Here is a 23,854-nt window from a genome sequence, read left to right as displayed (position 1 = left end):
CCATCGGTCGGCCGTCAGTCCTGGCTGTCGTACGCGGCGAGTGCCTCACGCGCCGCCCGCCGGGCGCTCTCCGCGAGACCGGGCGGAGACACGATCCGGCCGTCGTGCCCCAGCCGCAGCGCGAGCCGCCGCAGGGACGCCGGGTCCGGGGTGCGCAGACTGATCCGCAGCCCGCCGTCGGGCCGCTCCTCCGCACTGTCGTGCGGGTAGTACTCGGCCACCCAGCGGCCTCCCGGGCCGACTTCGACGACGACCTCGGGGTCCTCCGCCGAGGGCTGCACCAGCCCCTCCGACAGATCGCGCAGCTCCGTCTCCGGCGGTGCCGACGGCTCGTCCAGCAGCCGGATCTCGGCCACCCGGTCGAGCCGGAAGGTCCGGCGCGCCTCCGAGAGGTAGCACCAGCCCTCCATATACGTGTGGCCGACGGCGAAGAGCCGGATCGGGTCGACCTCGCGCTCGGTGAGCTCGTCCCGCGCCGGGGAGTAGTAGCGGAGCCACAGTCTGCGGCGCTCCGAGATGGCGCGGTCGACGTCGGCGAAGACGCCCCCCTCGGATTCGAAGGTCACGGAGAACCGGGAGCTGGCACCCGCGGACTCGCCGGCCGCGGCCTCCAGCTTCGCGGTGGCCCGCACCAGTGCTTCGCGGTCGCCCTCCCGCAGTCCTGGCAGCGTCGCGACGGCCCGCGCGGCGACCAGGAGCGCGGTCGCCTCGTCGGCGGCGAGCCGGAGCGGCTCGGCGACGTCGTCGGGGTTGTGCCACCAGATGCGTTCACCGTCGGTGTCGATGTCGAGGAGATCGCCGCCGCGGAAGCTGGTCCCGCACATGGGCAGGACGTCGAGGTCGGAGATCAGCTCGTCCTCGGTGATCCCGAAGGCCCGGGCGACGTCCCCGACACGCGCCCCGGGACGTTCACGCAGATAGGTCACCAGCGAGAGCATCCGCCGGGTCTGGTCGATGGCGTTCGCGGCCATGCCTGTACGAGTCCCCCTCAGCCCTTGGCCACGGCGCGCAGCCGGTCCACCACATCGGCCCGCAGATCCGCGGGCTCCAGCACGACGACGTCCGGCCCGAACTCCACCAGCCAGGCGTCCAGACCGTGCCCGTACGGAATCTCCAACTCGTCCCAGCCGTCGGCGAGTTCCCGCACGGACGCGGCGCGGGCGCGCAGCGGGTAGCCCGCGCCCGCCCGCAGCCTGATCCGCGCGGACCTGGTGGCGGTCTCGCCGGCCCAGCTCTCGACCGTCTCGCGCACGGTGACCACGTCGGGCACGGGCGCGGTGAAGGAGCCGGCGCGGGAGCGGACCTTCCCGGTGATGCGGGAGAGGCGGAAGACACGCTCGGCACCGCGGTCGCGGTCCCAGCCGGCGAGGTACCAGTGCCCGCGCCAGCACTCCAGGGTCCAGGGCTCGACGTGGCGGGTCTCGGGGCGCACGGCGTTGGACTTGCGGTAGTCGAAGACGACGGGGCGCCGGTCCCGGCAGGCGAGCATCAAGGGCTCGAAAGCCGCCTCGTGGACGGGGATGCGCGGCTCCAGGGCGCTGTGCTGGGCCTCGTACAGGTCCTCCGCCTCCGGCATTCCGGCGGCGCGCAGCTTCTGCAGGGCTCCGCTGGCCGCTCCGGCGAGCCGTGCCTGCTGCCACACCTTGGCGGCCAGGCCGAGCGCCGCCGCCTCCTCGGCGTCGAGGGTGATGGGGGGCAGCCGGTTGGAGTCGCGGCGGGCCAGATAGCCGGTCTCGCCGTCGAGGTTGTCCACCGTGGCGATGACCAGCCCGAGTTCGCGAAGGTCGTCCTTGTCGCGCTCGAACATCCGGTTGAAGGCGTCGTCGGAGGCGGCTTCCATGTAGGCCTCGATGGAGCCGCGCAGCTCCCGCTTGCTGAGCGGCCGCCGTGTCCCGAGCAGACACAGCGCCAGGTTCATCAGCCGCTCGGCCTTGGCAATGGCCATCGACGCCCTTCCGCCCTTCCTCACCGTTCTTCTGATCGTCGAACCTACCGCTACGGAGCGTCGTCGCAAAAGCGCGGGGGCCCATGCCCGTACGGGCATGGGCCCCACCGGACCGCTCGCGATCAGACCGCGACCAGGTCGCAGACGAAGATCAGCGTCTCGCCCGGGGCGATACGGCCGCCACCGGCGCCGCGGTCGCCGTAGGCGAGGTGTGCCGGGATGGTCAGCTGGCGGCGGCCGCCGACCTTCATTCCCTGCACTCCCTTGTCCCAGCCCTGGATGACCTGGCCGGCGCCGAGCTGGAACTGCAGCGGGGTGCCGCGGTTCCAGGAGGCGTCGAACTCCTCGCCCGTGGAGAAGGCCACGCCCACGTAGTGGACGGAGACGGTGTCGCCCGCCTTGGCCTCGGGCCCGTCGCCCTCCCAGATGTCCTTGACCTCAAGGTCGGCCGGCGGCTCGCCGCCCGGGAAGTCGATCTCGGGCTTCTCGATGCTCACGTGTTGCTCCTTGCGTTCTCTGTGCGAGTCGACGCCGACAGTCTTACAGAACCGCCAGGACGTCGACGGAGAAGACCAGCGTGGACTTCGCCGGGATGGGGCCCTGGGCCTGGTCGCCGTAGGCCATGTCCGGCGGCACGACGAGCAGCACCCGGCTGCCGACCTTCTTGCCCTCCAGGCCCTTCGACCAGCCCGGGATCACGCCGGAGAGCGGGAAGGTGACGGGAGCGCCCTTGGAGTAGCTGCTGTCGAACTCCTTGCCGTCCTTCCACAGGACGCCCTTGTACTGGACGGCCACCGTGTCGTCGGCCTTGACCGCGGGACCGCTGCCCTCGATGACGTAGTTGGAGACGAGCTTCGTCGGGGCGGGCTTCTTCGGCACGGTGATCGAGGGCGCCTTGCCGTCGGTGTTCGTCCCGACCTTGGGCAGGTCGATGTTGTCCTGGGCGACCTCGGTGCCCTTGGCGGACACGGGGAGCGTGGTGCCCTTGACGATGTCCATGACGAACACGAGCGTGGCGTTCGGCGGGATGTCGCCCTGGCCGCTGCTGCCGTAGGCGAGGGACGGCGGGATGGACACCTCGAGACGGCTGCCGACCTTCTTGCCGTCGAGGGCCTTCTGCCAGCCCTCGATGACGCCGCCGCCACCGATCGTCACGGCGAAGGGCTCGCCCCGGTCGAAGCTGTTGTCGAACGGCTTGTCGCCGTCCCACACCTGGCCGAGGTAGTCGACCTGGGCCTGGTCGCCCTTCTTGAGGACCTGGCCCTTGCCCTCGCTGAGGACCTCGACCTTGAGGTCCTTGGGCGGCTCGCCCTCGCCCTTGGCCAGTGTGGGCTTCTCGCCGAACTTCGCACCCGCGGTGATGGCGGGCAGTCCGTTCGACGACTGGGCGGAAGTGGAGCCCTTGTCGTCGCCACAAGCCGCTGTGGAGAGCAGCAGCAGGGGCACGACGAGCAGGCCGGCAAGTCGGCGCACGTGTTCCTCAGATCTCAGACGGCACATCGGTCGGTCGACACTCTAGGCCGTGCCGCGGGCCCCGTACGAGAAACGTACGGGGCCCGGGTGACGTTCCCGGCCCGTCCCGCGGCCCCTGCGGTGGGGCGGGACCGGACGCTACATACCGGCGATCAGCTTCTCCACCCGGTCGTCGACGGAACGGAACGGGTCCTTGCACAACACGGTGCGCTGTGCCTGGTCGTTGAGCTTGAGGTGCACCCAGTCGACGGTGAAGTCCCGCCGCTGCTCCTGGGCCCGGCGGATGAAGTCGCCGCGCAGCCGCGCCCTCGTGGTCTGCGGGGGCACGGACTTGCCCTCGAAGATCTTGAGGTCGTTGCAGATCCGGGTGGCCTGGCCCTTCTTCTCCAGCAGGTAGTAGAGCCCGCGCCTGCGGTGGATGTCGTGGTACGCGAGGTCTATCTGAGCGACCCTCGGGTGGGACATGGTCATGTTGTGCTTGGCCCGGTACCGCTCGATGAGCTTGTACTTCATCACCCAGTCGATCTCGGTGCCGATCCTGTCGAGGTCCTCCTGCTCGATGGCGTCGAGGGTGCGGCCCCAGAGCTCCAGGACCTGCGCCACCGTGCCGGTGCGGATGCCCCGGCGGTCGACGAAGTCCACGGCCTTCTCGTAGTACTCGCGCTGCACCTCCAGGGCGGACGCCTCGCGCCCGCTGGCCAGGCGTACCTTGCGGCGGCCGGTGATGTCGTGGCTGACCTCGCGGATGGCCCGGATCGGGTTCTCCAGCGTCAGGTCGCGCATGACCGTGCCCGCCTCGATCATGCGCAGCACCAGGTCGGTGGCTCCGACCTTGAGCAGCATCGTCGTCTCCGACATGTTGGAGTCGCCGACGATGACGTGCAGGCGGCGGTACCTCTCGGCGTCCGCGTGCGGCTCGTCCCGGGTGTTGATGATGGGCCGGGAGCGGGTGGTCGCGGAGCTGACGCCCTCCCAGATGTGCTCGGCGCGCTGGCTGACGCAGTACACCGCGCCGCGCGGGGTCTGGAGGACCTTTCCCGCCCCGCAGAGCAGCTGGCGGGTGACGAGGAACGGAATCAGGATGTCCGCGAGCCGGGAGAACTCCCCGTGCCGCGCCACGAGGTAGTTCTCGTGGCATCCGTAGGAGTTTCCGGCCGAATCGGTGTTGTTCTTGAAGAGATAGACGTCGCCCGCGATCCCCTCCTCGTGCAGGCGGCGTTCGGCGTCGACGAGCAGGCCTTCGAGGATGCGTTCCCCGGCCTTGTCGTGGGTGACCAGTTCGGTCACGTTGTCGCATTCGGGAGTTGCGTATTCCGGATGCGAACCCACGTCGAGGTAGAGGCGGGCCCCGTTGCGCAGGAAGACATTGCTGCTGCGGCCCCATGACACGACTCGGCGGAAGAGGTAGCGCGCCACTTCGTCAGGTGACAGTCGGCGCTGTCCCCTGAACGTGCACGTGACGCCGTACTCGTTCTCCAGCCCGAAAATGCGGCGGTCCATGAGGGAACATTACGCCCGATGGCCTGAGCTGAAACCGGGTTCGACGGCACCGCTTCGATCATTTTCATCCGCGGACGCCCTGAGCGCGCCGCGGCCGGGAGCTGCGAGGACCCGTCCGGTGGCCAGCAGAACGATCAGTGCCGTGATCCCCCCGCAGCCGGCGACGGCGAAGCCCGCGGTGGTCCCGCCGAATTCCACGGCCGGACCGGCGGCGGCCGTCCCGACGGCCGCGCCGACTCCGAAGGTGGTCACCAGCCAGGAGAACGCCTCGGTGACGGTCCCGCGCGGCGCGTGCCGGTCGACGACGATGAAGGCGCAGGCGATCGCGGGCGCGAGGAACAGCCCCGAGACGGCGCCGAGCGCGGTCATCGCGGGAACTGCCGGGGTGAGCATCAGCGGCAGATAGCCCAGCGCCAGCAGTCCGGTGATGACCCGCAGCCGCCGCTCGGGCGCGCCGGCCCAGTCGCGCGCGCCGTAGGCGGCTCCGCCGATCAGGGCGCCGAGGCCGAGGGCCGCCATGAACCAGCCGTACACCGCGTCACCACCGCGGTCGTCGGCGTAGGCGAAGGCGGCGACCGTGATCGAGCCGAGGGCCAGGCCGACGAAGAAGAAGGAGCCGAGCAGGGCGAGCAGCCCCGGTGAGCGCAGGGCGCCGAGCCAGTGGGCCTCGCGGGGCGCCGAGCGCCAGGCGCGGGAGGGCCCGGAGGCCACCACCGAGAGGGCGCCGAGCACGCCCAGCGCGTTGACGACCAGCAGCGAGGCGGCCGGCGACATCAGCCAGACCAGCAGTGTGACCAGCAACGGACCGACCGTGAACATGACTTCCTGGGCTATCGCGTCCATGGCGTAGGCACGGTGCACCCGGTCCTGCCGGTGGCCGAGGACGTCCGGCCAGAGGGCGCGCAGCCCACCTTCCAGCGGCGGGGTGAAGAACCCGGCGACGGCGACGGCGGCGTAGGCCACGGGGAGCGAGTCGATGCCCGCCACGGCGAGGGCGGCCATGCCGAGACCCGACAGGACCGCGGCGGGGAGCTGGACACGGGGCTGCCCGTGCAGGTCGACCATGCGGCCGAGGAGCGGCTGGCCCGCGGCGGTGGTCAGCCCGTAGACGGCGGCGAGGGCGCCGGCGAGGGTGTAGCTGCCGCCCTCGGCCCGGGTGAAGAGCACGATGGCGATGTGCGCGACTCCGTTCGGCAGCCGCCCCACGAGCGTGCCCGCGAGCAGGCGTGCCGCGTGGGGGGCCCTGAGGATGTCCATGTACCCGGATGCTCCGGCGCCCATCGCTTCCGCCTCTTTGCTCCCGCCCTGGCCGCTCTCGTCGAGCCAGGGAAGTTTTACGTATAACTTGCTGCGTCATACGTACCATGTCAGATGCCGCGAGTCCACTCCCGCGGCACAGGGGACCGAGCACGGAGGCGAGTGTGCAGACACGGGAGCCCGCCGCCGGCGGAGCGCGGCCGACCAGCAGGGACGTGGCGCGCGCCGCCGGGGTGTCCCAGGCCACGGTGTCGCTGGTGCTGGGTGGGAAGTGGCGCGGCCGGGTGTCCGAGCGCACCGCCGGACTGGTGCGCGACGCGGCGTCCGACCTCGGCTACCGGCCGAATCTCGCCGCGCGCAATCTGCGGCTGGGCCGGACGCGGACGGCCCTGCTGGTGGTGCCCGCCCTGACCAACGAGTTCTTCGCCCGCGTGTACGGGGGCGCCGCCGCGGTGGCCGCCGAGCACGGCTTCGGTGTGGTGCTGTACCCCTCCCCCGAGGGCGTGGGACCCGCCCGGGACCCCTTCGCGTCCGCCCGTGCCGCCCTGGACGGGGTGATCGCCTCCTCGATGGCGGTCGGGGCGCTGGACGCGATCCGCGGGTCCGATCTGCCGCTGGTGATGCTGGACAGCGACCCTTCGGACCCGGGGTCAGCGGCCCAGGTGAACCTGGACGTCGCGGACGGTATGCGGCAGGTGACGGACCATCTGCTCGGCCTCGGGCACCGTCGCTTCGTCCATCTCGCCTCCGCGGTGTCGTCATGGACCTTCGAGGTGAGGGCCCGGGCCTTGGAAGCGGCCCTGCGTAAGGTGCCGGAGGCGGAGCTGCGGACGGTTCCGTCGCCGCTCGACGTGTCCGGTGCGCTGAGGGAGGCAGGGCGGACCCTGACCGGTCCGGGGCCGCGGCCCACCGCCCTGGTCTGCGACGACGACATCCTCGCGGCCGGCGCCTGCAAGGCGGTCCGCCGCCTGGGGCTGCGGGTGCCGGAGGACGTCTCGGTGACCGGTTTCGACGATCTGGCCCTGGCGACGGCGGTGGAGCCGGAGCTCACCACGGTCCGCCTCCCGGCCGAACGGATCGGCCAGGCCGGCATGACCGCACTCCTCGACGTCCTCGCGTCCCGCCCCCCGGCCTCCGGCGCCCTCCCGGTCACCCTCGTCCCCCGGGGCTCCACTGGCCCCGCGCCGACGGCCTGAGGGCGCGCCAGGCGCCGCACGCACACCTTCGGAGGTCTCGGAGCGGACTCGCGCCCGTCGGCCGTGGGGACGCGTCCGCGGGCCCCGGCGGTGCCGTGTCCCACCCCGCACACGCCCGCGCCCTGCCCACGGACCGCGGGCAGGGCGCAGAGGAGGGACGGAGCGCGGGCTACGCCTCGTCCTCCGGGGTCTCCTCGTCCGACGGGGCCTCCGTCGGGGCGGAGGCGGCGTCGTCGGCCCCGAGCAGGCGGGACAGCTGGCGGCCCACGATCCGCTTGAACTTGCGCTGCTGGGGACGGGTGCGGTCCAGTACCGCGACCTCCAGGCGCTCGGCGGGGATCTCCCGCTCGCCGCCGTTGGTGTCGCGGGACAGGGCCTGCACGGCGAGCTTCAGCGCCTCCGCGAGGGACATCCCGTCACGGTGCCGCTGGTCGAGGAAGGAGCTGATCTGCTCGGCGTTGCCGCCGACCGCGACCGAGCCGTGCTCGTCCACGATCGAGCCGTCGTGCGGCAGCCGGTAGATCTGGTCGCCCTCCGGCGAGGTGCCCACCTCGGCGACGACCAGTTCGACCTCGTACGGCTTCTCGCCGGCGCTGGAGAAGATCGTGCCCAGCGTCTGCGCGTAGACGTTCGCGAGCCCGCGGGCCGTCACGTCGTCGCGGTCGTAGGTGTAGCCGCGCAGGTCGGCGTAGCGGACGCCGCCGATGCGCAGGTTCTCGTACTCGTTGTACTTGCCGGCCGCGGCGAAGCCGATCCGGTCGTAGATCTCGCTGAACTTGTGCAGCGCGCGGGACGGGTTCTCGCCGACGAACACGATGCCGTCGGCGTACTGCATCACGACCAGGCTGCGGCCGCGCGCGATGCCCTTGCGGGCGTATTCCGCCCGGTCGGCCATCGCCTGCTGGGGTGAGACATAGAACGGCGTCGACACCGGCTATCCGTCCCTTTCTGTCAGTGGCGAGGAGTCACCGCCCAGCGGTGTCCTGGGGAACATCAGAGCAGCGAGGCCCTCGGGCCGTCGGGCTGCTCCCTCCGGCGCTCCAGGACCGCGTGCGCGATCTCGGAGGTCTCGGCCTCGGTCAGCTTGCGGAAGCCCTCGTCGGTGATGACGGTGACGATCGGGTAGATACGGCGGCCCACGTCGGGCCCGCCCGTGGCGGAGTCCTCGTCGGCCGCGTCGTAGAGCGCCTGGATGACCAGTGTGAGCGCCTGCTCCTCGGTCAGGTCCTCGCGGAAGAGCTTCTTCATCGACCCGCGGGCGAAGATCGACCCGGAACCCGTCGCGGCGTAGCCCTGCTCCTCCGAACGGCCGCCGGTCACGTCGTACGAGAAGATCCGGCCCTTCTCCCGGTCGACGTCCCAGCCGGCGAAGAGCGGGACCACCGCGAGGCCCTGCATGGCCATGCCGAGATTGCTGCGGATCATCGTGGACAGACGGTTCGCCTTGCCCTCGAGGGAGAGCTGGGCGCCCTCCACCTTCTCGAAGTGCTCCAGCTCGAGCTGGAACAGCTTGACCATCTCCACCGCCAGGCCGGCGGTGCCGGCGATGCCGACGGCGGAGTACTCGTCGGCCGGGAAGACCTTCTCGATGTCACGCTGGGCGATCATGTTGCCCATGGTGGCCCGGCGGTCACCGGCGAGCACCACGCCGCCGGGGAACGAGGCGGCGACGATCGTCGTGCCGTGGGGTGCCTCGATCGCGCCCTGCACCGGAGGCAGGACGCGCTTGCCCGGGAGCAGCTCGGGAGAGTGCTCGCCGAGGAAGTCCATGAAGGACGAGGAGCCGGGCGTCAGGAAGGCAGCCGGTAGACGCCCGGTGCTACGAGGGTTGGCTTCCACGAGGTTCCTTCCAAGTAGGCGGCAGCCCGCCGGACGGTGTCGGGATCGTCTCCCAACTTGCCGATGGCCGAATTGCAGTTGAAGCACAGTACGCCACGGACCCTACCCGTCTCATGACAGTGATCCACATGCGCTGCAGGAGCGGACAGGCAGAGCACGCAGATACCCGTCTGCAACGAGAGCATGTCGTTGCGCTCGGCCTCGGTGATGCCGTGCCGGCGCTTCAGATGTCCCTGACGGCCTCTGGACGGCCCTGCACGCTCTGCAGCGCGTCGAGAGGCCATCGGACGCGGTCGCGTTGCGATGCCATTCGCTGTCGGGCTTCACCTCGCCGCAGGTCCGGCACTCCTTGTACCCAGCAGGGACATCGACCTTGATTCGGACCGTCCCGCCCTGAGCCGTCCGGCGGTGTCGGTAGTACTCGGCAGCGCATTCGCGGCGCGTGGCCTGCAGCCCGTCGGGCCGCGACTTGTTCGACGCGAATGCGCTGGCCGGAAGTACCTTCTGGCAGGTTGAGCATTTTTTCTCAATGTCCATTTTGGACATTTACCTACTGACCGCCCTTTTGCACAAAACTCCGAACGAAGTCCTCTGCGTTTTCTTCCAAGACGTCGTCGATCTCGTCCAGCACGGAGTCGACGTCGTCCGACAGCTTCTCCTGGCGCTCCTTGAGGTCCTCGGAGGCCTGCGCCTCCTGCGCCTGCTCCTCGACCTCCTCGGTGGAGCGCGTCGCCCGCTGCTGCCCGCCGCCGGTGTCCTTGGTCGCCATATCCCTCACCCCGCTCGGTTCGCCCGCATGGTTCGGACTCAAGATCAGACCCTACAAGGAGGGTCCGACATCGGCCCCGCACTTTCCTCAACGCCCGGGGCACACCTCCATGATTCCCGGACGCGGGCCGTTTCAGCCCCCGGAGAGGACGCGGACCAGGTCCTCCGCCGTCCGGCACCGGTCAAGAAGCTCCTTCACATGGTTACGTGTACCACGCAACGGTTCCAGCGTCGGTACGCGCTGCAGGGAGTCCCGCCCCGGCAGATCGAAGATCACCGAGTCCCAGGAGGCGGCCGCCACGTCGTCCGCGTACTGCTCCAGGCAGCGCCCGCGGAAATACGCCCTGGTGTCCTCGGGAGGCTTGCTCTCGGCCCGCTCGACGTCGGGCTCGTCCAGGAGCCGCTTCATCTTGCCGCGGGCCACCAGGCGGTTGTAGAGCCCCTTCTCGGGGCGCACGTCCGCGTACTGCAGGTCCACGAGATGCAGCCGGGCCGCGTCCCAGTCGAGGTCGTCGCGCCTGCGGTAGCCCTCCAGGATCTCCCGCTTGGCGACCCAGTCCAGCTCGCCCGACAGGCTCATCGGGTCGTTCTCGAGCCGGTTGAGCGTGTCCTCCCAGCGCACCAGGACGTCCTTGGTCTGCTCGTCCGCGTCCATGCCGAAGCGGTCCTCGACGTACTTGCGCGCCAGCTCGAAGTACTCCATCTGCAGCTGGACCGCGGTGAGTGTCCGGCCGCTGCGCAGCGTGACCAGCCGCTGCAGGGACGGGTCGTGGGAGACCTGGTGCAGCGTGCGCACGGGCTGGTCGACGGCCAGGTCGACGTTGATGAAGCCGTCCTCGATCATCGACAGCACCAGGGCGGTCGTACCGAGCTTGAGGTAGGTCGAGATCTCGGACAGGTTCGCGTCGCCGATGATCACATGGAGTCGGCGGTACTTCTCCGCGTCGGCGTGCGGCTCGTCCCTGGTGTTGATGATGGGCCGCTTCAGGGTGGTCTCCAGGCCCACCTCCACCTCGAAGTAGTCGGCCCGCTGGCTGATCTGGAAGCCGTGCTCGTGGCCGTCCTGGCCGATCCCGACCCGGCCGGCGCCGGTCACGACCTGCCGGGACACGAAGAACGGCGTCAGGTGCCGCACGATGTCCGAGAAGGCGGTCTCCCGCTTCATCAGGTAGTTCTCGTGCGTGCCGTAGGACGCGCCCTTGTTGTCGGTGTTGTTCTTGTACAGATGGATGGGCTGGGCGCCGGGCAGCTGGGCGGCGCGCTCGGCCGCCTCCGCCATGATCCGCTCGCCCGCCTTGTCCCAGAGCACGGCGTCGCGGGGATTGGTGACCTCGGGGGCGCTGTACTCGGGGTGGGCGTGGTCCACGTAGAGCCGGGCGCCGTTGGTGAGGATCACGTTGGCCAGGCCGATGTCCTCGTCGGTGAGCTGGCTGGAGTCAGCGGCCTCGCGGGCCAGGTCGAAGCCCCGGGCGTCCCGCAGGGGATTCTCCTCCTCGAAGTCCCAGCGGGCGCGGCGCGCCCGGTGCATCGCCGCCGCGTAGGCGTTGACGATCTGGGACGAGGTGAGCATGGCATTGGCGTTCGGGTGGCCGGGGACGGAGATCCCGTACTCCGTCTCGATGCCCATTACTCGCCGTACGGTCATGCGGCCCTCCTTGCCCGGCGGCGCTCCCGTCCGGGAGCGGCGCTCAAGTACCGCTCGTTCTCCGTTGCCTGTGCGGTGCCCGTCCCCGCACGGCGCGACGCGGCGGTACGGACGAGCCTAGAACGCCTCTGCGCTGGTGGGGAGATCAATTCGGTCATTGCCCTGTGTGGTGCGATTACCCGTCCGGAACCCTCGGAAAGCAGCCGGCTGCGGATGCCCTCCCCCGATTTCCAAGGGGAGCCCCAGGACATCCGCAGCCGGGCTGCGATCTACAGGTACTGACCGGTGTTCGCCACCGTGTCGATGGAGCGTCCGGTGTCCGCGCCCTGCTTTCCGGTGACGAGGGTGCGGATGAACACGATCCGCTCGCCCTTCTTTCCGGAGATCCGGGCCCAGTCGTCCGGGTTCGTGGTGTTCGGCAGGTCCTCGTTCTCCTTGAATTCGTCGACGCAGGCCTGGAGCAGGTGCGCGACGCGGAGACCCTTCTGGTCGTGGTCGAGGAAGGCCTTGATGGCCATCTTCTTCGCCCGGTCCACGATGTTCTGGATCATGGCGCCGGAATTGAAGTCCTTGAAGTAGAGGACTTCCTTGTCGCCGTTCGCGTACGTGACCTCGAGGAAGCGGTTCTCCTCGGATTCCGCGTACATCTGCTCCACGACCGACTGGATCATGCCCTGTACGGCCGCTTCCTTGGAGCCGGTGTGCTCGGAGAGGTCGTCCGCGTGCAGCGGCAGCGACGGCGTGAGGTACTTCGCGAAGATGTCCTTCGCCGCCTCCGCGTCCGGGCGCTCGATCTTGATCTTGACGTCGAGCCGGCCGGGCCGCAGGATCGCGGGGTCGATCATGTCCTCGCGGTTGGAGGCGCCGATCACGATCACGTTCTCCAGGCCCTCCACACCGTCGATCTCGGCGAGCAGCTGGGGAACGATCGTGTTCTCGACGTCCGAGCTGACACCGGAGCCACGGGTGCGGAAGAGGGACTCCATCTCGTCGAAGAAGACGATGACGGGCGTGCCCTCACCGGCCTTCTCACGCGCGCGCTGGAAGACCAGGCGGATGTGCCGCTCGGTCTCGCCGACGTACTTGTTGAGGAGCTCGGGGCCCTTGATGTTGAGGAAGTAGCTCTTCCCCGCGGGCTGGCCGGTCACCTCGGCGACCTTCTTGGCAAGGGAGTTGGCGACGGCCTTCGCGATCAGCGTCTTGCCGCATCCGGGCGGGCCGTAGAGCAGGATGCCCTTCGGCGGCCGCAGTTCGTGCTCCTTGAAGAGGTCGGGGTGGAGGTAGGGGAGCTCGACGGCGTCCCGGATCATCTCGATCTGACCGCCCAGGCCGCCGATCTTGTCGTAGTCGACGTCCGGGACCTCTTCGAGGACCAGCTCCTCGACCTCGCTCTTGGGCACGACCTCGTACACGTACCCGGACCTGGGCTCGAGCAGCAGGGCGTCGCCGGGGCGGATGGTGACGTCCAGCAACGGCTCGGCGAGCCGCACCACCCGTTCCTCGTCGGTGTGCCCGATCACCAGGGCCCGCTCGCCGTCCTCGAGGATCTCCTTGAGGGTGACGATGTCCCCGGTGCGCTCGAACTCCATGGCCTCGACCACGTTGAGCGCCTCGTTGAGCATGACCTCCTGGCCGCGCCGGAGCTCTTCGGCCTCGACGCCGGGGCTGACGTTCACCCGGAGCTTGCGGCCCCCGGTGAAGATGTCGGCGGTGCCGTCCTCGTTGGCCTGCAGGAAGACACCGAAGCCGGCAGGCGGCTGCGCGAGCCGGTCGACCTCTTCCTTGAGGGCCACGATCTGGTCCCGGGCCTCACGGAGCGTGTTCGCCAGTCGTTCGTTCTGCGCGGACACGCCGGCCAGGTTCGTCTGCAGCTCGACGATCCGCTCCTCGAGAATCCTCGTATGACGCGGAGAGTCGGCGAGCTTGCGGCGCAGGACGGCGATTTCCTGCTCGAGATAGGCGACCTGGCCGGCGGGGTCTTCAGACCCCCGCCCCGGCCGGAAGCCGCGGTTGTTGTCGTCGTCGTGGGCTGCCACGGTCCTCACCTCCTCCAAGGGGAGCTGGACGCTTCCTGACCCTACCTGGGTGGGTGGTGATTGAAACCCCTAGATCACAAAGACGGAAGGGGTGTGTCCGATCTTCACCCTTGCGCTGGCCCCTCACGTCAGGGGAATACCCACCCACCAACATCGGAAAGCGGGCGGTTGTATGGTCGGAACGGTCAACACCCGTCAGGGCTGGCCCGTATTGATACAACACGGCTTGATGCACACCGCGCAGGAACGGCAGGCGACATGAACGAGGCGCTCGAGGTCTGGATCGACCAGGAGCTGTGCACCGGCGACGGCATCTGCGCCCAGTACGCACCCGAGGTCTTCGAGCTGGACATCGACGGTCTGGCGTACGTGAAGAGCGCCGACGACGAACTGCTGCAGGACCCGGGCGCCACAACGCCCGTGCCGCTGCCGCTGCTGACCGACGTCATCGATTCGGCCAAGGAGTGCCCCGGCGACTGCATCCATGTACGCCGCGTTTCGGACAAGACAGAGGTGTACGGGCCCGACGCCGAGTAGCCCGTTCCCCCACGGACCGAGGGTGACCCCTCACACACTCCCGGTGGCGTCCCCGCCCACGCCGGACTCGACGAACTTCCCCCCGCTCCACCGCCACTTGACCGTCTCCCGCTCGTCCGGGCAGCAGCGCGGCACCTCAGGCGTCGAATAGCCGAGGAGCGCTGCCGTGACGACTCCGTCACGGACTGCGAGCTCACCGACGCTCTGCCGGCGGGCGGGCTCCAGCAGGGTGGCGACGAGGCGGGGCTCCCCGGTGCGGGACCGGGCCAGCACGTAGACGCCGCTGGGCGGGGTGCCGGAACCGGCCTCGCAGCGCGCCGCGACGACCGTCTCCGGGCCGCCGTCGCCGTCCAGGTCGCCGGCGGCCTGCCCGACCACCACGGTCGGCCCCCCGCCGCACTCCAACGGCAGCGCGACGCCGTCGGCGTCGGGGGCCGGCGCCGGAGCGGCGGCTGCCGCGGTGGTGGTCTCCCGGGCCCCGGACTGCCCCGCTCGGGCGTGGTCCGGCTGCAGCAGGCCCGCGACGGCGACGACCGCGGACATCGCCGCCGCGGTGGCCAGCCAGTGCACCGGGCGGGCGTGGGTGTGCGCGAGATCCGGGACGGCGGAGGTCTGCACCGAGGCGTCTCCTGTGAGCAGCGGTTCCGGTGGGGGTGCCCGCATCGTGCCACACGTCACAGGGCGCGGGAACAGCGGGGGGCGAAACCGTCGTGGCGAAGAACCGGTGCAATCCGCCCGGCGCGACCCAACGCGACGAGGCGGCCGCCGAGTTCCCCGGACGTGACCGGAACTCGACGGTACGGCCACCGCGTTGTGCAAACGCCTCCGCCCCGCACGCGGTACGGGTGCGGGGCGGTCTGCTGACGGGTACTCAGCCCTTGTTCGGGCCCTCGTAGTCCTCGCCGTAGGCGCCCTTGGCGGGCCTGCGGCGGCGCATCGGCGGCTCCACGCCGTCCGCGAGTCGGCGGGCGGTGACCAGGAAGCCGGTGTGGCCGATCATCCGATGGTCCGGCCGCACGGCCAGGCCCTCGACGTGCCAGTTGCGGATCATGGACTCCCACGGCTGCGGCTCGGCGTAGCAGCCGATCTCACGGATGGACTCCACGGTCCGCGCGAGCTGCGTGGTGGTCGCCACGTAGCAGCACAGGATGCCGCCGGGGACGAGCGCCTTGGAGACGGCCTCCAGGCACTCCCAGGGCGCGAGCATGTCCAGGATGACGCGGTCGACGTCGGCGTCCGAGAGGTTGTCCTGCAGGTCACCGACGGTCAGCGTCCAGGCGGGGTGGGGTCCGCCGAAGTAGCGCTCGACGTTGCCCCTTGCGATCTCCGCGAAGTCCTCACGGCGCTCGTAGGAGTGCAGCATGCCCTCGTCGCCGATGGCGCGCAGCAGGAAGGCGCTCAGCGAGCCGGAGCCGACACCCGCCTCCACGACACGGGCCCCGGAGAAGATGTCGGCGAAGGCCAGGATCTGCCCCGCGTCCTTGGGGTAGACCACGGCTGCGCCGCGGGGCATGGACAGGACGTAGTCGGGGAGCAGGGGGCGCAGCGCGAGGTAGGCGACGTTTCCCGTGGTACGGACGACACTGCCCTCGGGGGCGCCGATCAGCTCGTCGTGCGGGAAGGAACCCTTGTGGGTGTGGAAGTTCTTCCCGGCCTCGAGCGTGAACGTGTAGTGGCGTCCCTTGGGGTCGGTGAGCTGGACCTGGTCCCCGACCTTGAAGGGCCCGCGACGGCGGGCGGCACCGGTCGGTTCGGACATGTGACCAGTGTATGGGGTGCGGGAAGCCGCCCGTGCCACGTGGTTCAGGAGCCGGGGCGGGCCATCGCGGCCACGAAGGCCCGCTCGACGTCCGCCGTGGAGAGCACTCCGTAGATCTCCCCGGTCTCCTCCACCACCAGGTACTCGGTGGCCGGATTCGCGCGCAGCCGGTCCAGCAGTGCCTCGCCGGCGAGTTCGGCGGGGACCTTCATGCCGTCCGTGAGGTCCTGGGCGAGACCGCCGACGGCGACCCAGGGACGGCGGTGCTCGGGGACGCCGACGATCGCGGCCTCGCGGACGAGGGCGGTCGGGTCGCCGTGCCCGTCGACCACGACGAGGGCGCGGGCGCCGGCCTCGTTGGCGCGCCGCAGCGCCTCGGACAGCGGGGTCTCCGAGCCGACGGGGACGGCCCGCCGGGTGAGGGCCCGGGCACGCAGTTCGGGCAGGTGCTCCCGCAGACGGGCCATGCGCAGGCTGTTGCCCGCACCGGTCCAGATGATCGCGGCGAGGATGGCGGCGAGCAGGGCGTCCGTGACGGTCTCCATGCCGCCGATGTCCTCGGTGGGGTTGCCGAGGGCGCCGGTGTGCGTGAGGAGGGGCAGTCCGATCAGTACGGCGACGGCGAGGGCACGGCCGACCCACGCGGCGGCGACGGTTCCGCTCATCGGCCTGCCCGTGATCTTCCAGACGACCGCGCGCAGCATCCGGCCGCCGTCCAGCGGCAGTCCGGGGAGCAGGTTGAAGGCGGCCACGATGAGGTTGGAGATCATCAGCCCCGCCAGCAGCACGCCGGGGACCGTACCGGGCTCGACGGCCTGCATACCGGCGTAGAAGACCGCGGCGAGGACGAGCGACAGCAACGGCCCGACGAACGCGAGGACGAACTCCCGGCCCGGGGTCTCCGACTCCTTCTCGATCTCCGAGACGCCGCCGAAGAACTGGAGCTGGATCCGCCGCACGGGCAGCTTGTACCGCAGCGCCACGACGGTGTGGGCCAGTTCGTGGACCAGCACGGACGCGTAGAAGGCCACCGCGAAGAACAGCGACACGAGATAGCGGGCGCCGCCGAGCTCCGGCAGGACCCGGTCCAGCTGGCCGCCGAAGACCCAGGTGATGAGGGCCGCGACCAGGAACCAGCTGGGGGCGACGTACACGGGCACGCCGAAGGGGCGGCCCATGAGGATGCCGCCGCCGGGCTCCGCGGAGCGTTCGTGTCCGCCGCCGGGGTCCGCTTCTCCCGTGCCGGACCGCGCGCGCGTACGCTCGCCGCTCTCCTCGTCCTTCTTCACGGGTTCCCTTCGTCGCGAGGCGTGGCTCGCTCGATCATGCAGTGCGAGAGGGTCTGACGTCGATGGTATGCCGCTCGCTGTCGGTGGCGGGCCGTAGGGTCTGAGTCATGAGTACGAGTCAGCCGCCCGTTCCGGAAGGCCCGCCGCACCCCGTGGCGGGGCCGACGCCCGCCGCGGAGGCCCCCGCGCCGGCGGTGGAGGGTCCTCCGTCCGCCGCCGCGGTGCCGCCGCAGCCCCTTCCGGCGGACGAGTCCGGCGCTGCCGACGGGCATCCGGTCCCGCCGGAGGCTCCTCCCGCCTCCCCGCCGGAGGGACGGCCGCCGATGTCGCTGTCGCCCTCGCGGGCGAGCGACTTCATGCAGTGCCCGCTGCTCTACCGCTTCCGGGTGATCGACCGGCTGCCGGAGAAGCCGAGCGAGGCGGCCACCAGGGGCACGCTGGTGCACGCGGTCCTGGAGCGGCTCTTCGACGCGCCGGCCGTGGAGCGCACGGCGCCGCGTGCCAAGGCGCTCGTCCCCGGTCAGTGGGACAGGCTGCTGGAGTCGCGGCCCGAGCTGGGCGAGCTGTTCGCCCGGGACGAGGACGGCGAGCGGCTGGCGCGCTGGATGTCCGAGGCGGAGGCGCTGGTCGAGCGCTGGTTCTCGTTGGAGGACCCGACACGGCTGGAGCCGGCCGAGCGCGAGCTGTTCGTGGAGACGGAGCTGGAGTCGGGGCTGCGGCTGCGCGGGGTGATCGACCGGGTGGACGTGGCGCCCACGGGCGAGGTGCGGATCGTCGACTACAAGACGGGCAAGGCGCCCCTCCCCGAGTACAGCGAGGGCGCGCTGTTCCAGATGAAGTTCTACGCCCTGGTGGTCTGGCGGCTGAAGGGCGTGGTGCCGCGGCGACTGCAGCTGGTGTACCTGGGCAGCGGGGAGGTTCTCACCTACGACCCGGTCCCGGCGGACCTGGAGCGGGTGGAGCGCAAGCTGCTGGCCCTGTGGGACGCGATCATGCGGGCCACCGAGACGGGCGACTGGCGGCCGCGTCCGACCAAGCTCTGCGGCTGGTGCGACCACCGGGCCCTGTGCCCGGAGTTCGGCGGGACTCCGCCGGTGTACCCGCTGCCCGTGGTCCCCGCGGGCTGAGGCGCCCGGTGCCCCGGGCGGGGTCGCCCGGGGCCGGCCTCCGGCGGTCAGGGCAGAATGGGGCGGTCCCGTATTCCTGAGGAGATTCCGTGGCTATCCGCGTCCTACTCGTCGACGACCAACCGCTGCTGCGCACGGGCTTCCGGATGATCCTGGAGGCCGAGCAGGACATCGCCGTGGTCGGTGAGGCCGGGGACGGCCTGCAGGCCCTGGACCAGGTGCGGGCGCTGCAGCCCGACGTGGTGCTGATGGACATCCGGATGCCGCGCATGGACGGCGTCGAGGCGACCCGCCAGATCACCGGCCCGGAGCGGGACGGTCCGGCCAAGGTACTGGTGCTGACCACGTTCGACCTCGACGAGTACGTCGTCGAGGCGCTGCGGGCGGGCGCGAGCGGCTTCCTGCTGAAGGACGCCCCGGCGAACGAGCTGGTCCAGGCGATCCGGGTGGTCGCGGCCGGCGAGGCGATGCTGGCGCCGAGCATCACGCGGCGGCTGCTCGACAAGTACGCGGGGCATCTGCCGTCGGGCGAGGAGCCGGCGCCGAACACCCTGCACACCCTGACCGAGCGGGAGGTCGAGGTCCTGAAGCTGGTGGCCCGCGGGCTGTCGAACGCCGAGATCGCGGCGGACCTCTTCGTCAGCGAGACGACGGTCAAGACGCACGTGGGCCACGTCCTGACGAAACTGGGCCTGCGCGACCGGGTCCAGGCGGCGGTGTACGCGTACGAGAGCGGGCTGGTGCGACCGGGAGCGCAGTGACCGGCGCGGGCGGCGGGGGCCCCAGGGGGGCGACGGGACCTGACGGGGCCGGCAGCGCCCGGCGCCGCCGGGCGGCGTCCCGGGAGTCCGGGCGTCCGGTGGTGAGCCGCGAGCGGCCGGTCCACGGCGGCCGCGCCCGGCGTGGACCGGCGGCCCCGCCGCACCCGCGGAGGACCCCGGGGCCGATGGCCACCGGGGTCCTCCGCGTACGGCCGGACCGGAGCCGGCCGTCGTACGGGTGTCAGCCCTTCTTGATCTCCCAGAAACGGAAGACCGTGGAGGCGTCGAGCGTCCACTCCAGGCCGGTGATGTTGCCGTTGTAGACGGCGTACTGCTTGCCCTGCCACAGCGGGAGGATCGGCAGTTCCTCGGCGACGATGTTCTGCAGCTGGGCGAACTCGTCACCGGTGGAGGACCGGTCCGCCACGGCCGCGGTCTCCGGGATGATCTTGCCGATGATCTGCTTGTTCTCGTAGTTGTTGCCGAGGACGTTGCCCTCGCCGAAGAACGGCTGGGTGAAGTTGTCGGCGTCCGGGTAGTCGGGGACCCAGCCCTTGACGTAGACGCCGTACTTGCCGGCCTGGACGTCCTTCTCGTACTTCTCGAACTCGACCGACTTGACGTCCGCCTGGAACAGACCGCTCTTGTTGAGCTGCTGCGCGATCGCGGCCATCTCCAGGTCGGTGGCCGGGCCGTAACGGCTCGGGGTGGACCAGAGGGTGAGCTTCACCTTCTCGTCGATGCCCGCCTCGCGCAGGACCTTGCGGGCCTTGTCCGGCTGCGGGTGGCCGCCGTAGCGGTCGAAGAAGGCGGTGTTGTGACCGGCGATGCCGGCCGGGACGATCGAGTGCAGCGGCTCGGCGGTGCCCTTGTAGACGTCGCGGACGAGGGCGTCCCGGTCGACGAGGTAGGCGAAGGCCTGGCGCACGGCGAGCTTGCCGGTGACCGGGTGGTCCATGTTGAAGACCAGGTGCTGGACCTCGGCGCTGTTGCCCTCGACGACCGCGATGCCCTGCTTGCCGGCCTCAACGGAGGCCTGGAGGCCGTCGATGTCCTGTGCGGTGAGGCCTCGGTAGGCGACGTCGACGTCGCCCTGCTTCAGCGCGGAGCCGAGGCCCTTCTGGTCGCCCCGGAAGAACGTCAGGGTGACGCCGGTGTTCCGGACCTCGGCGTTGCCCTTGTACTCGGGGTTGACCGAGAAGACGGCCTCCTTGTCGCTGAAGGACTCGAGCCTGTACGGGCCGGAGCCGACCGCCTTGCCGTCCGTGCGCAGGGAATCCGCCTCGTACTCGCGGTGGTCCACGATGGAGCCCGCACCGGAGGCGATCTTGCTCGGGAAGGTCGCGTCGGGGACCTTCAGCGTGAAGACGACCGTGCGCTCGTCGGGCGTCTCGATGCTGTCGATGGTCGAGAGCAGCGGGCCGGGACCGGAGTCGCTGGCGATCTTCAGCGCGCGCTCGAAGGAGAACTTCACGTCCTTCGAGGTCAGGTCGTTGCCGTTGCTGAACTTGAGACCCTCGCGCAGCGTGCAGCGGTAGACCGTGCTGCCGCTCTCGAAACCGCACTTCTCCGCGGCCTCCGGCTGCGGGGTGGAGCCGCCCTTCGGGAAGGCCATCAGGGACTGGAAGACGTTGTTGAACAGCAGCCAGGAGCCGGGGTCGTAACCGTCCGCGGGGTCCGTGGCGAGGACGTCGTCGGAGATGCCGACGGCGACGCGGACGCCGTCGCCGTCGGACCCGTCGCCGTGCTCCGAGCCGCATCCCGCCAGCAGTACGGCGGACAGCCCCGCGGCCAGCGGCGCCGTCGTGCGCTTGAATCGTGCCTTCACAGAACCTTGCCTCTTGCTCTCGTTTCCGGCCGCGCCCTTCGCGGCCGGGTCATGAAGGGTCAGGCGGTGCCGCGCTCGAGTTCCCACAACTGGAGGTCGGAGGAGGCGTTCAGCGTCCACTCGACTCCGTTGATGTCCGACCGGGCGGCGACGTACTGCTTGCCCTGCCACAGCGGCAGCACCGGGACATCGGTGGCGACGATGTCCTGGAGCCTGGCGAAGGGGAGGGCGGCGGCACTGCGGTCGGCCTTGCGGCGGGACTCCGGGATGAGCTGATTGCGCGCGGCGGTGCTCACATAGGGGGTGTTGAGGAAGTTGTCCTCGTCCAGGAACGGGGCGATGTAGTTGTCCGGGTCCGGGAAGTCGGGGAACCAGCCCAGGCCGTAGACGGCGTAGTCGCCCCGCTTCTGCGCGGGACGGTACTCGGACCACTCCGTGCCCTTGACCGTCACGTCGAACAGGTCCGTGGCGTTGAGCTGGTCGCGCAGCACGGCGAACTCCTTCGCCGTGCCGGAGCCGTAGTGGTCGGTGGTGTAGTGGAGGGTGAGCTTCACCGGGGTGGTGATGCCGGCCTCGTCCAGGACGCGGGCCGCTCTGCGGCGGTCGGGCTCGCCGTAGCGTTCGAAGAACGAGTTGGTGTGACCGGTGATGCTCGTGGGGATCAGCGAGTAGAGCGGTTCGGCGGTGGCGCCGTAGACGTTGCTCGCGATCTTTCCGCGGTCGACGACCGAGGCCATGGCCTGGCGGACCGCCTTGTCCCTGACGGACGGGTCCTCGGTGTCGAAGCCGAGGTAGCGGATCTCCAGCCCGGGGACCTCGGTGAGCTCGATACCGTCCTTCGGGTGTTCCCGCAGGTCCCTGATCTGCTCCGGGGACATGGAGCGGGCCATCATGTCGATCTCGCCGGACTCCAGGGCCTCCCCCATCGCGCCCGCATCGGCGAAGGAACGGAGCTCGACCTGGTCGTTGCGGACCGTCAGATCGCCCTTGTAGTCGGGGTTCTTGGTGAAGACGGCCCGGACGAGCCTGCCGCCGTCGGTCTCGGCCGCCATCGTGTACGGGCCGGAGCCGTCGACCTGGAAGCCCTCGCGCAGCCCGTCCGCGTCGTAGGCGTCGCGGCTGAGGATGCCGGCGACCGGCGTGGAGAGCTTGTACGGGAAGGTCGCGTCCGGCGCGGTCAGATGGAAGACGATCTCCTTCTCGCTCCTGGCCTCGACGGTGCCGACGGTGGAGAGCAGCGCGGCCGTGCCGTTGTCGGAATCGATGTCCAGCACGCGCTCGATGGAGAACTTGACGTCCTCGGCGGTCACGGGCCGGCCCCCGGCGAAGGTGAGTCCGTCGCGGAGGACGCAGCGGTAGGTCTCGCTCCGGGAGTCGGTGAACTCGCAGCGGGAGGCGGCCTCGGGGACGGGCCGCCCGCCGCCTCGCGGCACGTGCATCAGCGTCTGCACGGTCTGCCGGAGGACGTTCCAGGCGCCGGTGTCGTAGGCGAAGGCGGGGTCGAAGGGCGCCGGGGTCCCGCTGTCGGCGATGAACTGGTCGGTGGTCCCGACGACAATGGCGTTGCCTCCGTCCGGCGCCCCGGGCGTGGTGCCACAGGCGGCGAGTACGGGGGCGAGCAGGCCCACCAGGGCCGGCAGCACCAGAGTCTTGCGGTTCATCCTGGACTTTCTCCCTCGATCCCTCACTGGGATGCAGCGGTTGCGGGATACTCCGCCGCGGCCGCCCGTTCGGGGCGGTGCGATCGGGCCGGGATGCGGGGGCGATCGGTCCTGCGGGCACGGGGAAGGAGGTGGTCCCCGTGGCACGTCGGTGGTGCGGCGAAGCTCTCGCGACGAGATTAGTGGCTGCGCCAGGAATGCTTGACCGGGCCCGAGTTGGGGGCTGCCCCTCGATGAGGGGGCATGGCGAGGAGTCGATATTCACGCGTCGGAATGATTCGTGCACCACTACATCAATCCGGACACATAGGCGTACCCAAATCACCGCAGATCGGACTGCGCCTGCCATGGCCGCGCTTTTTATGCAGCATCACGCGTGATGAACGTCACGCACGATGGATGGTCACGGAAAATACACGGTCAAACGCCCATGGTTTCCGAGGATATTCCTCTGCACTCTCGGTGAATGGATCAGTTCATCCGGGTAATCAGTGTGCGCAGGAATGACAGATCCACTTCCTCGAGCGAGCCCACCACGATGCGCCCGTCGGCGGGGGCGATCGGCGCCACGGACGGGACCGCCACGACCCGGCAGCCCGCGGCCTCGGCGGAGGCCACACCCGTGGCCGTGTCCTCGATGACCGCGCAACGGGTGGGATCGGCGCGCAGTCCCCGGGCCGCGAGCAGATACGGGTCGGGGTGGGGCTTGGTGCGGGGCACCTCGTCCCCCGCCACGCTCAGCGCGAAGCGGTCGCGGCCCAGGGAGGCGAGCACCCGGTCGATGATGCGCCGGTGGGAAGCGGAGACCAGGGCCGTGGGCACGTTGTGCGCCGCCAGCTCGGTGAGCAGGCGCTCGGCCCCGGGCATCAGCGGAACACCGCTGGTGATGCGGGCCTCGAAGCGTTCGTTGAGCAGCACGGTCAGCTCGGCGAGGGTGATGTCGGCACCGGTCGCCTCGATGAGGTAGCCCGCGCTCCGGGTCATGGGACCGCCGACGACCACATCACGCCATGCCTCGTCCAGGTCGTGGCCGAGATCGGCGAAGACCTCGCGCTCCGCGTCCCACCAGAAGCCCTCGGTGTCCACGAGGGTGCCGTCCATGTCGAGGAAGACGGCCTGCAGGGCGGAGCCGCCCGCCGTGCGGGCCAGGGACGCGGGGACCGTACTGGTCATCCGGACACCTCCATCGGGGACGCACAGGCCGGCCGCCAAATCGGGCGACCGGCCTGTATG

22 protein-coding genes are annotated in these 23,854 nt (G+C 70.4%); 4 read left to right on the top strand and 18 right to left on the bottom strand.

The genetic code is table 11. From position 1 onward, the window contains the following. Positions 1-14 precede the first annotated feature (14 nt). The 6 genes from O7595_RS27680 to O7595_RS27655 all read right to left on the bottom strand — a co-directional run bounded on the left by O7595_RS27680 (position 15) and on the right by O7595_RS27655 (position 6,199). Positions 15-971, bottom strand: a complete 957-nt coding sequence (locus O7595_RS27680) for a helix-turn-helix transcriptional regulator (RefSeq protein ID WP_269731316.1) — start codon at positions 969-971, stop codon at positions 15-17. 17 nt (positions 972-988) lie between these two features. After that, entirely contained in the window at positions 989-1,945 is a 957-nt protein-coding gene (locus O7595_RS27675) for a helix-turn-helix transcriptional regulator (RefSeq protein ID WP_269731315.1), read from the bottom strand. A 122-nt stretch (positions 1,946-2,067) separates the two neighbouring features. Then, on the bottom strand, positions 2,068-2,442 hold the full coding sequence (locus O7595_RS27670; protein ID WP_269731314.1) for an FKBP-type peptidyl-prolyl cis-trans isomerase: 375 nt from the start codon (positions 2,440-2,442) through the stop codon (positions 2,068-2,070). Positions 2,443-2,485: 43 nt separating this feature from the next. Then, positions 2,486-3,418, bottom strand: a complete 933-nt coding sequence (locus O7595_RS27665; RefSeq protein ID WP_269731313.1) for an FKBP-type peptidyl-prolyl cis-trans isomerase — start codon at positions 3,416-3,418, stop codon at positions 2,486-2,488. 138 nt (positions 3,419-3,556) lie between these two features. After that, positions 3,557-4,918 carry a Pup--protein ligase gene (gene pafA, locus O7595_RS27660; protein WP_138056207.1) on the bottom strand — a complete coding sequence of 454 codons (1,362 nt, stop codon included), beginning with the start codon at positions 4,916-4,918 and terminating at the stop codon, positions 3,557-3,559. 9 nt (positions 4,919-4,927) lie between these two features. Then, positions 4,928-6,199 carry an MFS transporter gene (locus tag O7595_RS27655; protein WP_269731312.1) on the bottom strand — a complete coding sequence of 424 codons (1,272 nt, stop codon included), beginning with the start codon at positions 6,197-6,199 and terminating at the stop codon, positions 4,928-4,930. Positions 6,200-6,339: 140 nt separating this feature from the next. Here O7595_RS27655 and O7595_RS27650 point away from each other — a divergent pair, with 140 nt between their 5' ends. Then, positions 6,340-7,371, top strand: a complete 1,032-nt coding sequence (locus O7595_RS27650; RefSeq protein WP_269731311.1) for a LacI family DNA-binding transcriptional regulator — start codon at positions 6,340-6,342, stop codon at positions 7,369-7,371. 169 nt (positions 7,372-7,540) lie between these two features. On the opposite strand, the gene prcA is transcribed toward O7595_RS27650, so the two are convergent. The 6 genes from prcA to arc all read right to left on the bottom strand — a co-directional run bounded on the left by prcA (position 7,541) and on the right by arc (position 13,659). After that, on the bottom strand, positions 7,541-8,302 hold the full coding sequence (gene prcA, locus O7595_RS27645; RefSeq protein ID WP_269731310.1) for a proteasome subunit alpha: 762 nt from the start codon (positions 8,300-8,302) through the stop codon (positions 7,541-7,543). A gap of 62 nt (positions 8,303-8,364) precedes the next feature. Then, positions 8,365-9,210, bottom strand: a complete 846-nt coding sequence (prcB, locus tag O7595_RS27640) for a proteasome subunit beta (protein WP_269731309.1) — start codon at positions 9,208-9,210, stop codon at positions 8,365-8,367. Beyond that, positions 9,162-9,395 carry an endonuclease VII domain-containing protein gene (locus tag O7595_RS33720; protein ID WP_332328327.1) on the bottom strand — a complete coding sequence of 78 codons (234 nt, stop codon included), beginning with the start codon at positions 9,393-9,395 and terminating at the stop codon, positions 9,162-9,164. The genes prcB and O7595_RS33720 overlap by 49 nt, the downstream gene beginning before the upstream one ends. Positions 9,396-9,760: 365 nt before the next feature. Next, positions 9,761-9,979, bottom strand: a complete 219-nt coding sequence (locus O7595_RS27630; protein WP_269732650.1) for a ubiquitin-like protein Pup — start codon at positions 9,977-9,979, stop codon at positions 9,761-9,763. Between the two features lie 132 nt (positions 9,980-10,111). Further along, positions 10,112-11,623 (bottom strand): depupylase/deamidase Dop, encoded by a 1,512-nt coding sequence (gene dop / locus O7595_RS27625; RefSeq protein ID WP_443071744.1) that lies wholly within the window; start codon positions 11,621-11,623, stop codon positions 10,112-10,114. Between the two features lie 269 nt (positions 11,624-11,892). Continuing rightward, positions 11,893-13,659 (bottom strand): proteasome ATPase, encoded by a 1,767-nt coding sequence (gene arc / locus O7595_RS27620; RefSeq protein WP_269731308.1) that lies wholly within the window; start codon positions 13,657-13,659, stop codon positions 11,893-11,895. A gap of 258 nt (positions 13,660-13,917) precedes the next feature. Here arc and O7595_RS27615 point away from each other — a divergent pair, with 258 nt between their 5' ends. Then, on the top strand, positions 13,918-14,196 hold the full coding sequence (locus O7595_RS27615; protein WP_138056199.1) for a ferredoxin: 279 nt from the start codon (positions 13,918-13,920) through the stop codon (positions 14,194-14,196). A gap of 30 nt (positions 14,197-14,226) precedes the next feature. Here the strand turns inward: O7595_RS27615 and O7595_RS27610 are convergent, their stop codons facing one another. The 3 genes from O7595_RS27610 to O7595_RS27600 all read right to left on the bottom strand — a co-directional run bounded on the left by O7595_RS27610 (position 14,227) and on the right by O7595_RS27600 (position 17,244). After that, positions 14,227-14,814: a hypothetical protein gene (locus tag O7595_RS27610; RefSeq protein ID WP_269731307.1), complete on the bottom strand. Its 588-nt coding sequence runs from the start codon at positions 14,812-14,814 to the stop codon at positions 14,227-14,229. 253 nt (positions 14,815-15,067) lie between these two features. Then, positions 15,068-15,955 (bottom strand): tRNA (adenine-N1)-methyltransferase, encoded by an 888-nt coding sequence (locus O7595_RS27605; protein ID WP_269731306.1) that lies wholly within the window; start codon positions 15,953-15,955, stop codon positions 15,068-15,070. A gap of 44 nt (positions 15,956-15,999) precedes the next feature. Further along, entirely contained in the window at positions 16,000-17,244 is a 1,245-nt protein-coding gene (locus O7595_RS27600) for a site-2 protease family protein (protein WP_269731305.1), read from the bottom strand. A gap of 107 nt (positions 17,245-17,351) precedes the next feature. Between O7595_RS27600 and O7595_RS27595 the strand changes: the two genes are divergently transcribed. Beyond that, entirely contained in the window at positions 17,352-18,371 is a 1,020-nt protein-coding gene (locus tag O7595_RS27595; protein WP_443071743.1) for a RecB family exonuclease, read from the top strand. Between the two features lie 89 nt (positions 18,372-18,460). Continuing rightward, the gene (locus O7595_RS27590) at positions 18,461-19,132 is read left to right on the top strand and encodes a response regulator (RefSeq protein WP_093657207.1); all 672 of its coding nucleotides are present in this window, start codon (positions 18,461-18,463) and stop codon (positions 19,130-19,132) included. A 241-nt stretch (positions 19,133-19,373) separates the two neighbouring features. Here O7595_RS27590 and O7595_RS27585 read toward each other — a convergent pair whose 3' ends face one another. From O7595_RS27585 to O7595_RS27575, 3 genes are all read right to left on the bottom strand, one after another. Next, a complete protein-coding gene (locus tag O7595_RS27585) occupies positions 19,374-20,960 on the bottom strand; it encodes an ABC transporter substrate-binding protein (protein WP_269731304.1) in 1,587 nt (528 codons plus the stop codon). 59 nt (positions 20,961-21,019) lie between these two features. Further along, positions 21,020-22,621 carry an ABC transporter substrate-binding protein gene (locus O7595_RS27580; protein ID WP_269731303.1) on the bottom strand — a complete coding sequence of 534 codons (1,602 nt, stop codon included), beginning with the start codon at positions 22,619-22,621 and terminating at the stop codon, positions 21,020-21,022. A gap of 471 nt (positions 22,622-23,092) precedes the next feature. Beyond that, a complete protein-coding gene (locus tag O7595_RS27575) occupies positions 23,093-23,794 on the bottom strand; it encodes an HAD family hydrolase (RefSeq protein ID WP_269731302.1) in 702 nt (233 codons plus the stop codon). Between the last annotated feature and the right edge of the window lie 60 nt (positions 23,795-23,854).

The sequence above is a fragment of the Streptomyces sp. WMMC940 genome, from assembly GCF_027460265.1.
In the GTDB taxonomy this organism is placed as follows: Bacteria; Actinomycetota; Actinomycetes; order Streptomycetales; family Streptomycetaceae; genus Streptomyces.
Note: the sequence above shows the minus strand (reverse complement) of the source record. Positions and strands in the feature narration are given on the sequence as shown.

Coding starts and splice junctions, on each gene's coding strand:
- O7595_RS27680 (WP_269731316.1), bottom strand. CDS start 971: ATGGCCGCGAACGCCATCGACCAGACCCGGCGGATGCTCTCGCTGGTG.
- O7595_RS27675 (WP_269731315.1), bottom strand. CDS start 1,945: ATGGCCATTGCCAAGGCCGAGCGGCTGATGAACCTGGCGCTGTGTCTG.
- pafA (WP_138056207.1), bottom strand. CDS start 4,918: ATGGACCGCCGCATTTTCGGGCTGGAGAACGAGTACGGCGTCACGTGC.
- O7595_RS27655 (WP_269731312.1), bottom strand. CDS start 6,199: ATGGGCGCCGGAGCATCCGGGTACATGGACATCCTCAGGGCCCCCCAC.
- O7595_RS33720 (WP_332328327.1), bottom strand. CDS start 9,395: ATGCTCTCGTTGCAGACGGGTATCTGCGTGCTCTGCCTGTCCGCTCCT.
- O7595_RS27630 (WP_269732650.1), bottom strand. CDS start 9,979: ATGGCGACCAAGGACACCGGCGGCGGGCAGCAGCGGGCGACGCGCTCC.
- dop (WP_443071744.1), bottom strand. CDS start 11,623: ATGACCGTACGGCGAGTAATGGGCATCGAGACGGAGTACGGGATCTCC.
- O7595_RS27615 (WP_138056199.1), top strand. CDS start 13,918: ATGAACGAGGCGCTCGAGGTCTGGATCGACCAGGAGCTGTGCACCGGC.
- O7595_RS27605 (WP_269731306.1), bottom strand. CDS start 15,955: ATGTCCGAACCGACCGGTGCCGCCCGCCGTCGCGGGCCCTTCAAGGTC.
- O7595_RS27595 (WP_443071743.1), top strand. CDS start 17,352: ATGAGTACGAGTCAGCCGCCCGTTCCGGAAGGCCCGCCGCACCCCGTG.
- O7595_RS27580 (WP_269731303.1), bottom strand. CDS start 22,621: ATGAACCGCAAGACTCTGGTGCTGCCGGCCCTGGTGGGCCTGCTCGCC.
- O7595_RS27575 (WP_269731302.1), bottom strand. CDS start 23,794: ATGACCAGTACGGTCCCCGCGTCCCTGGCCCGCACGGCGGGCGGCTCC.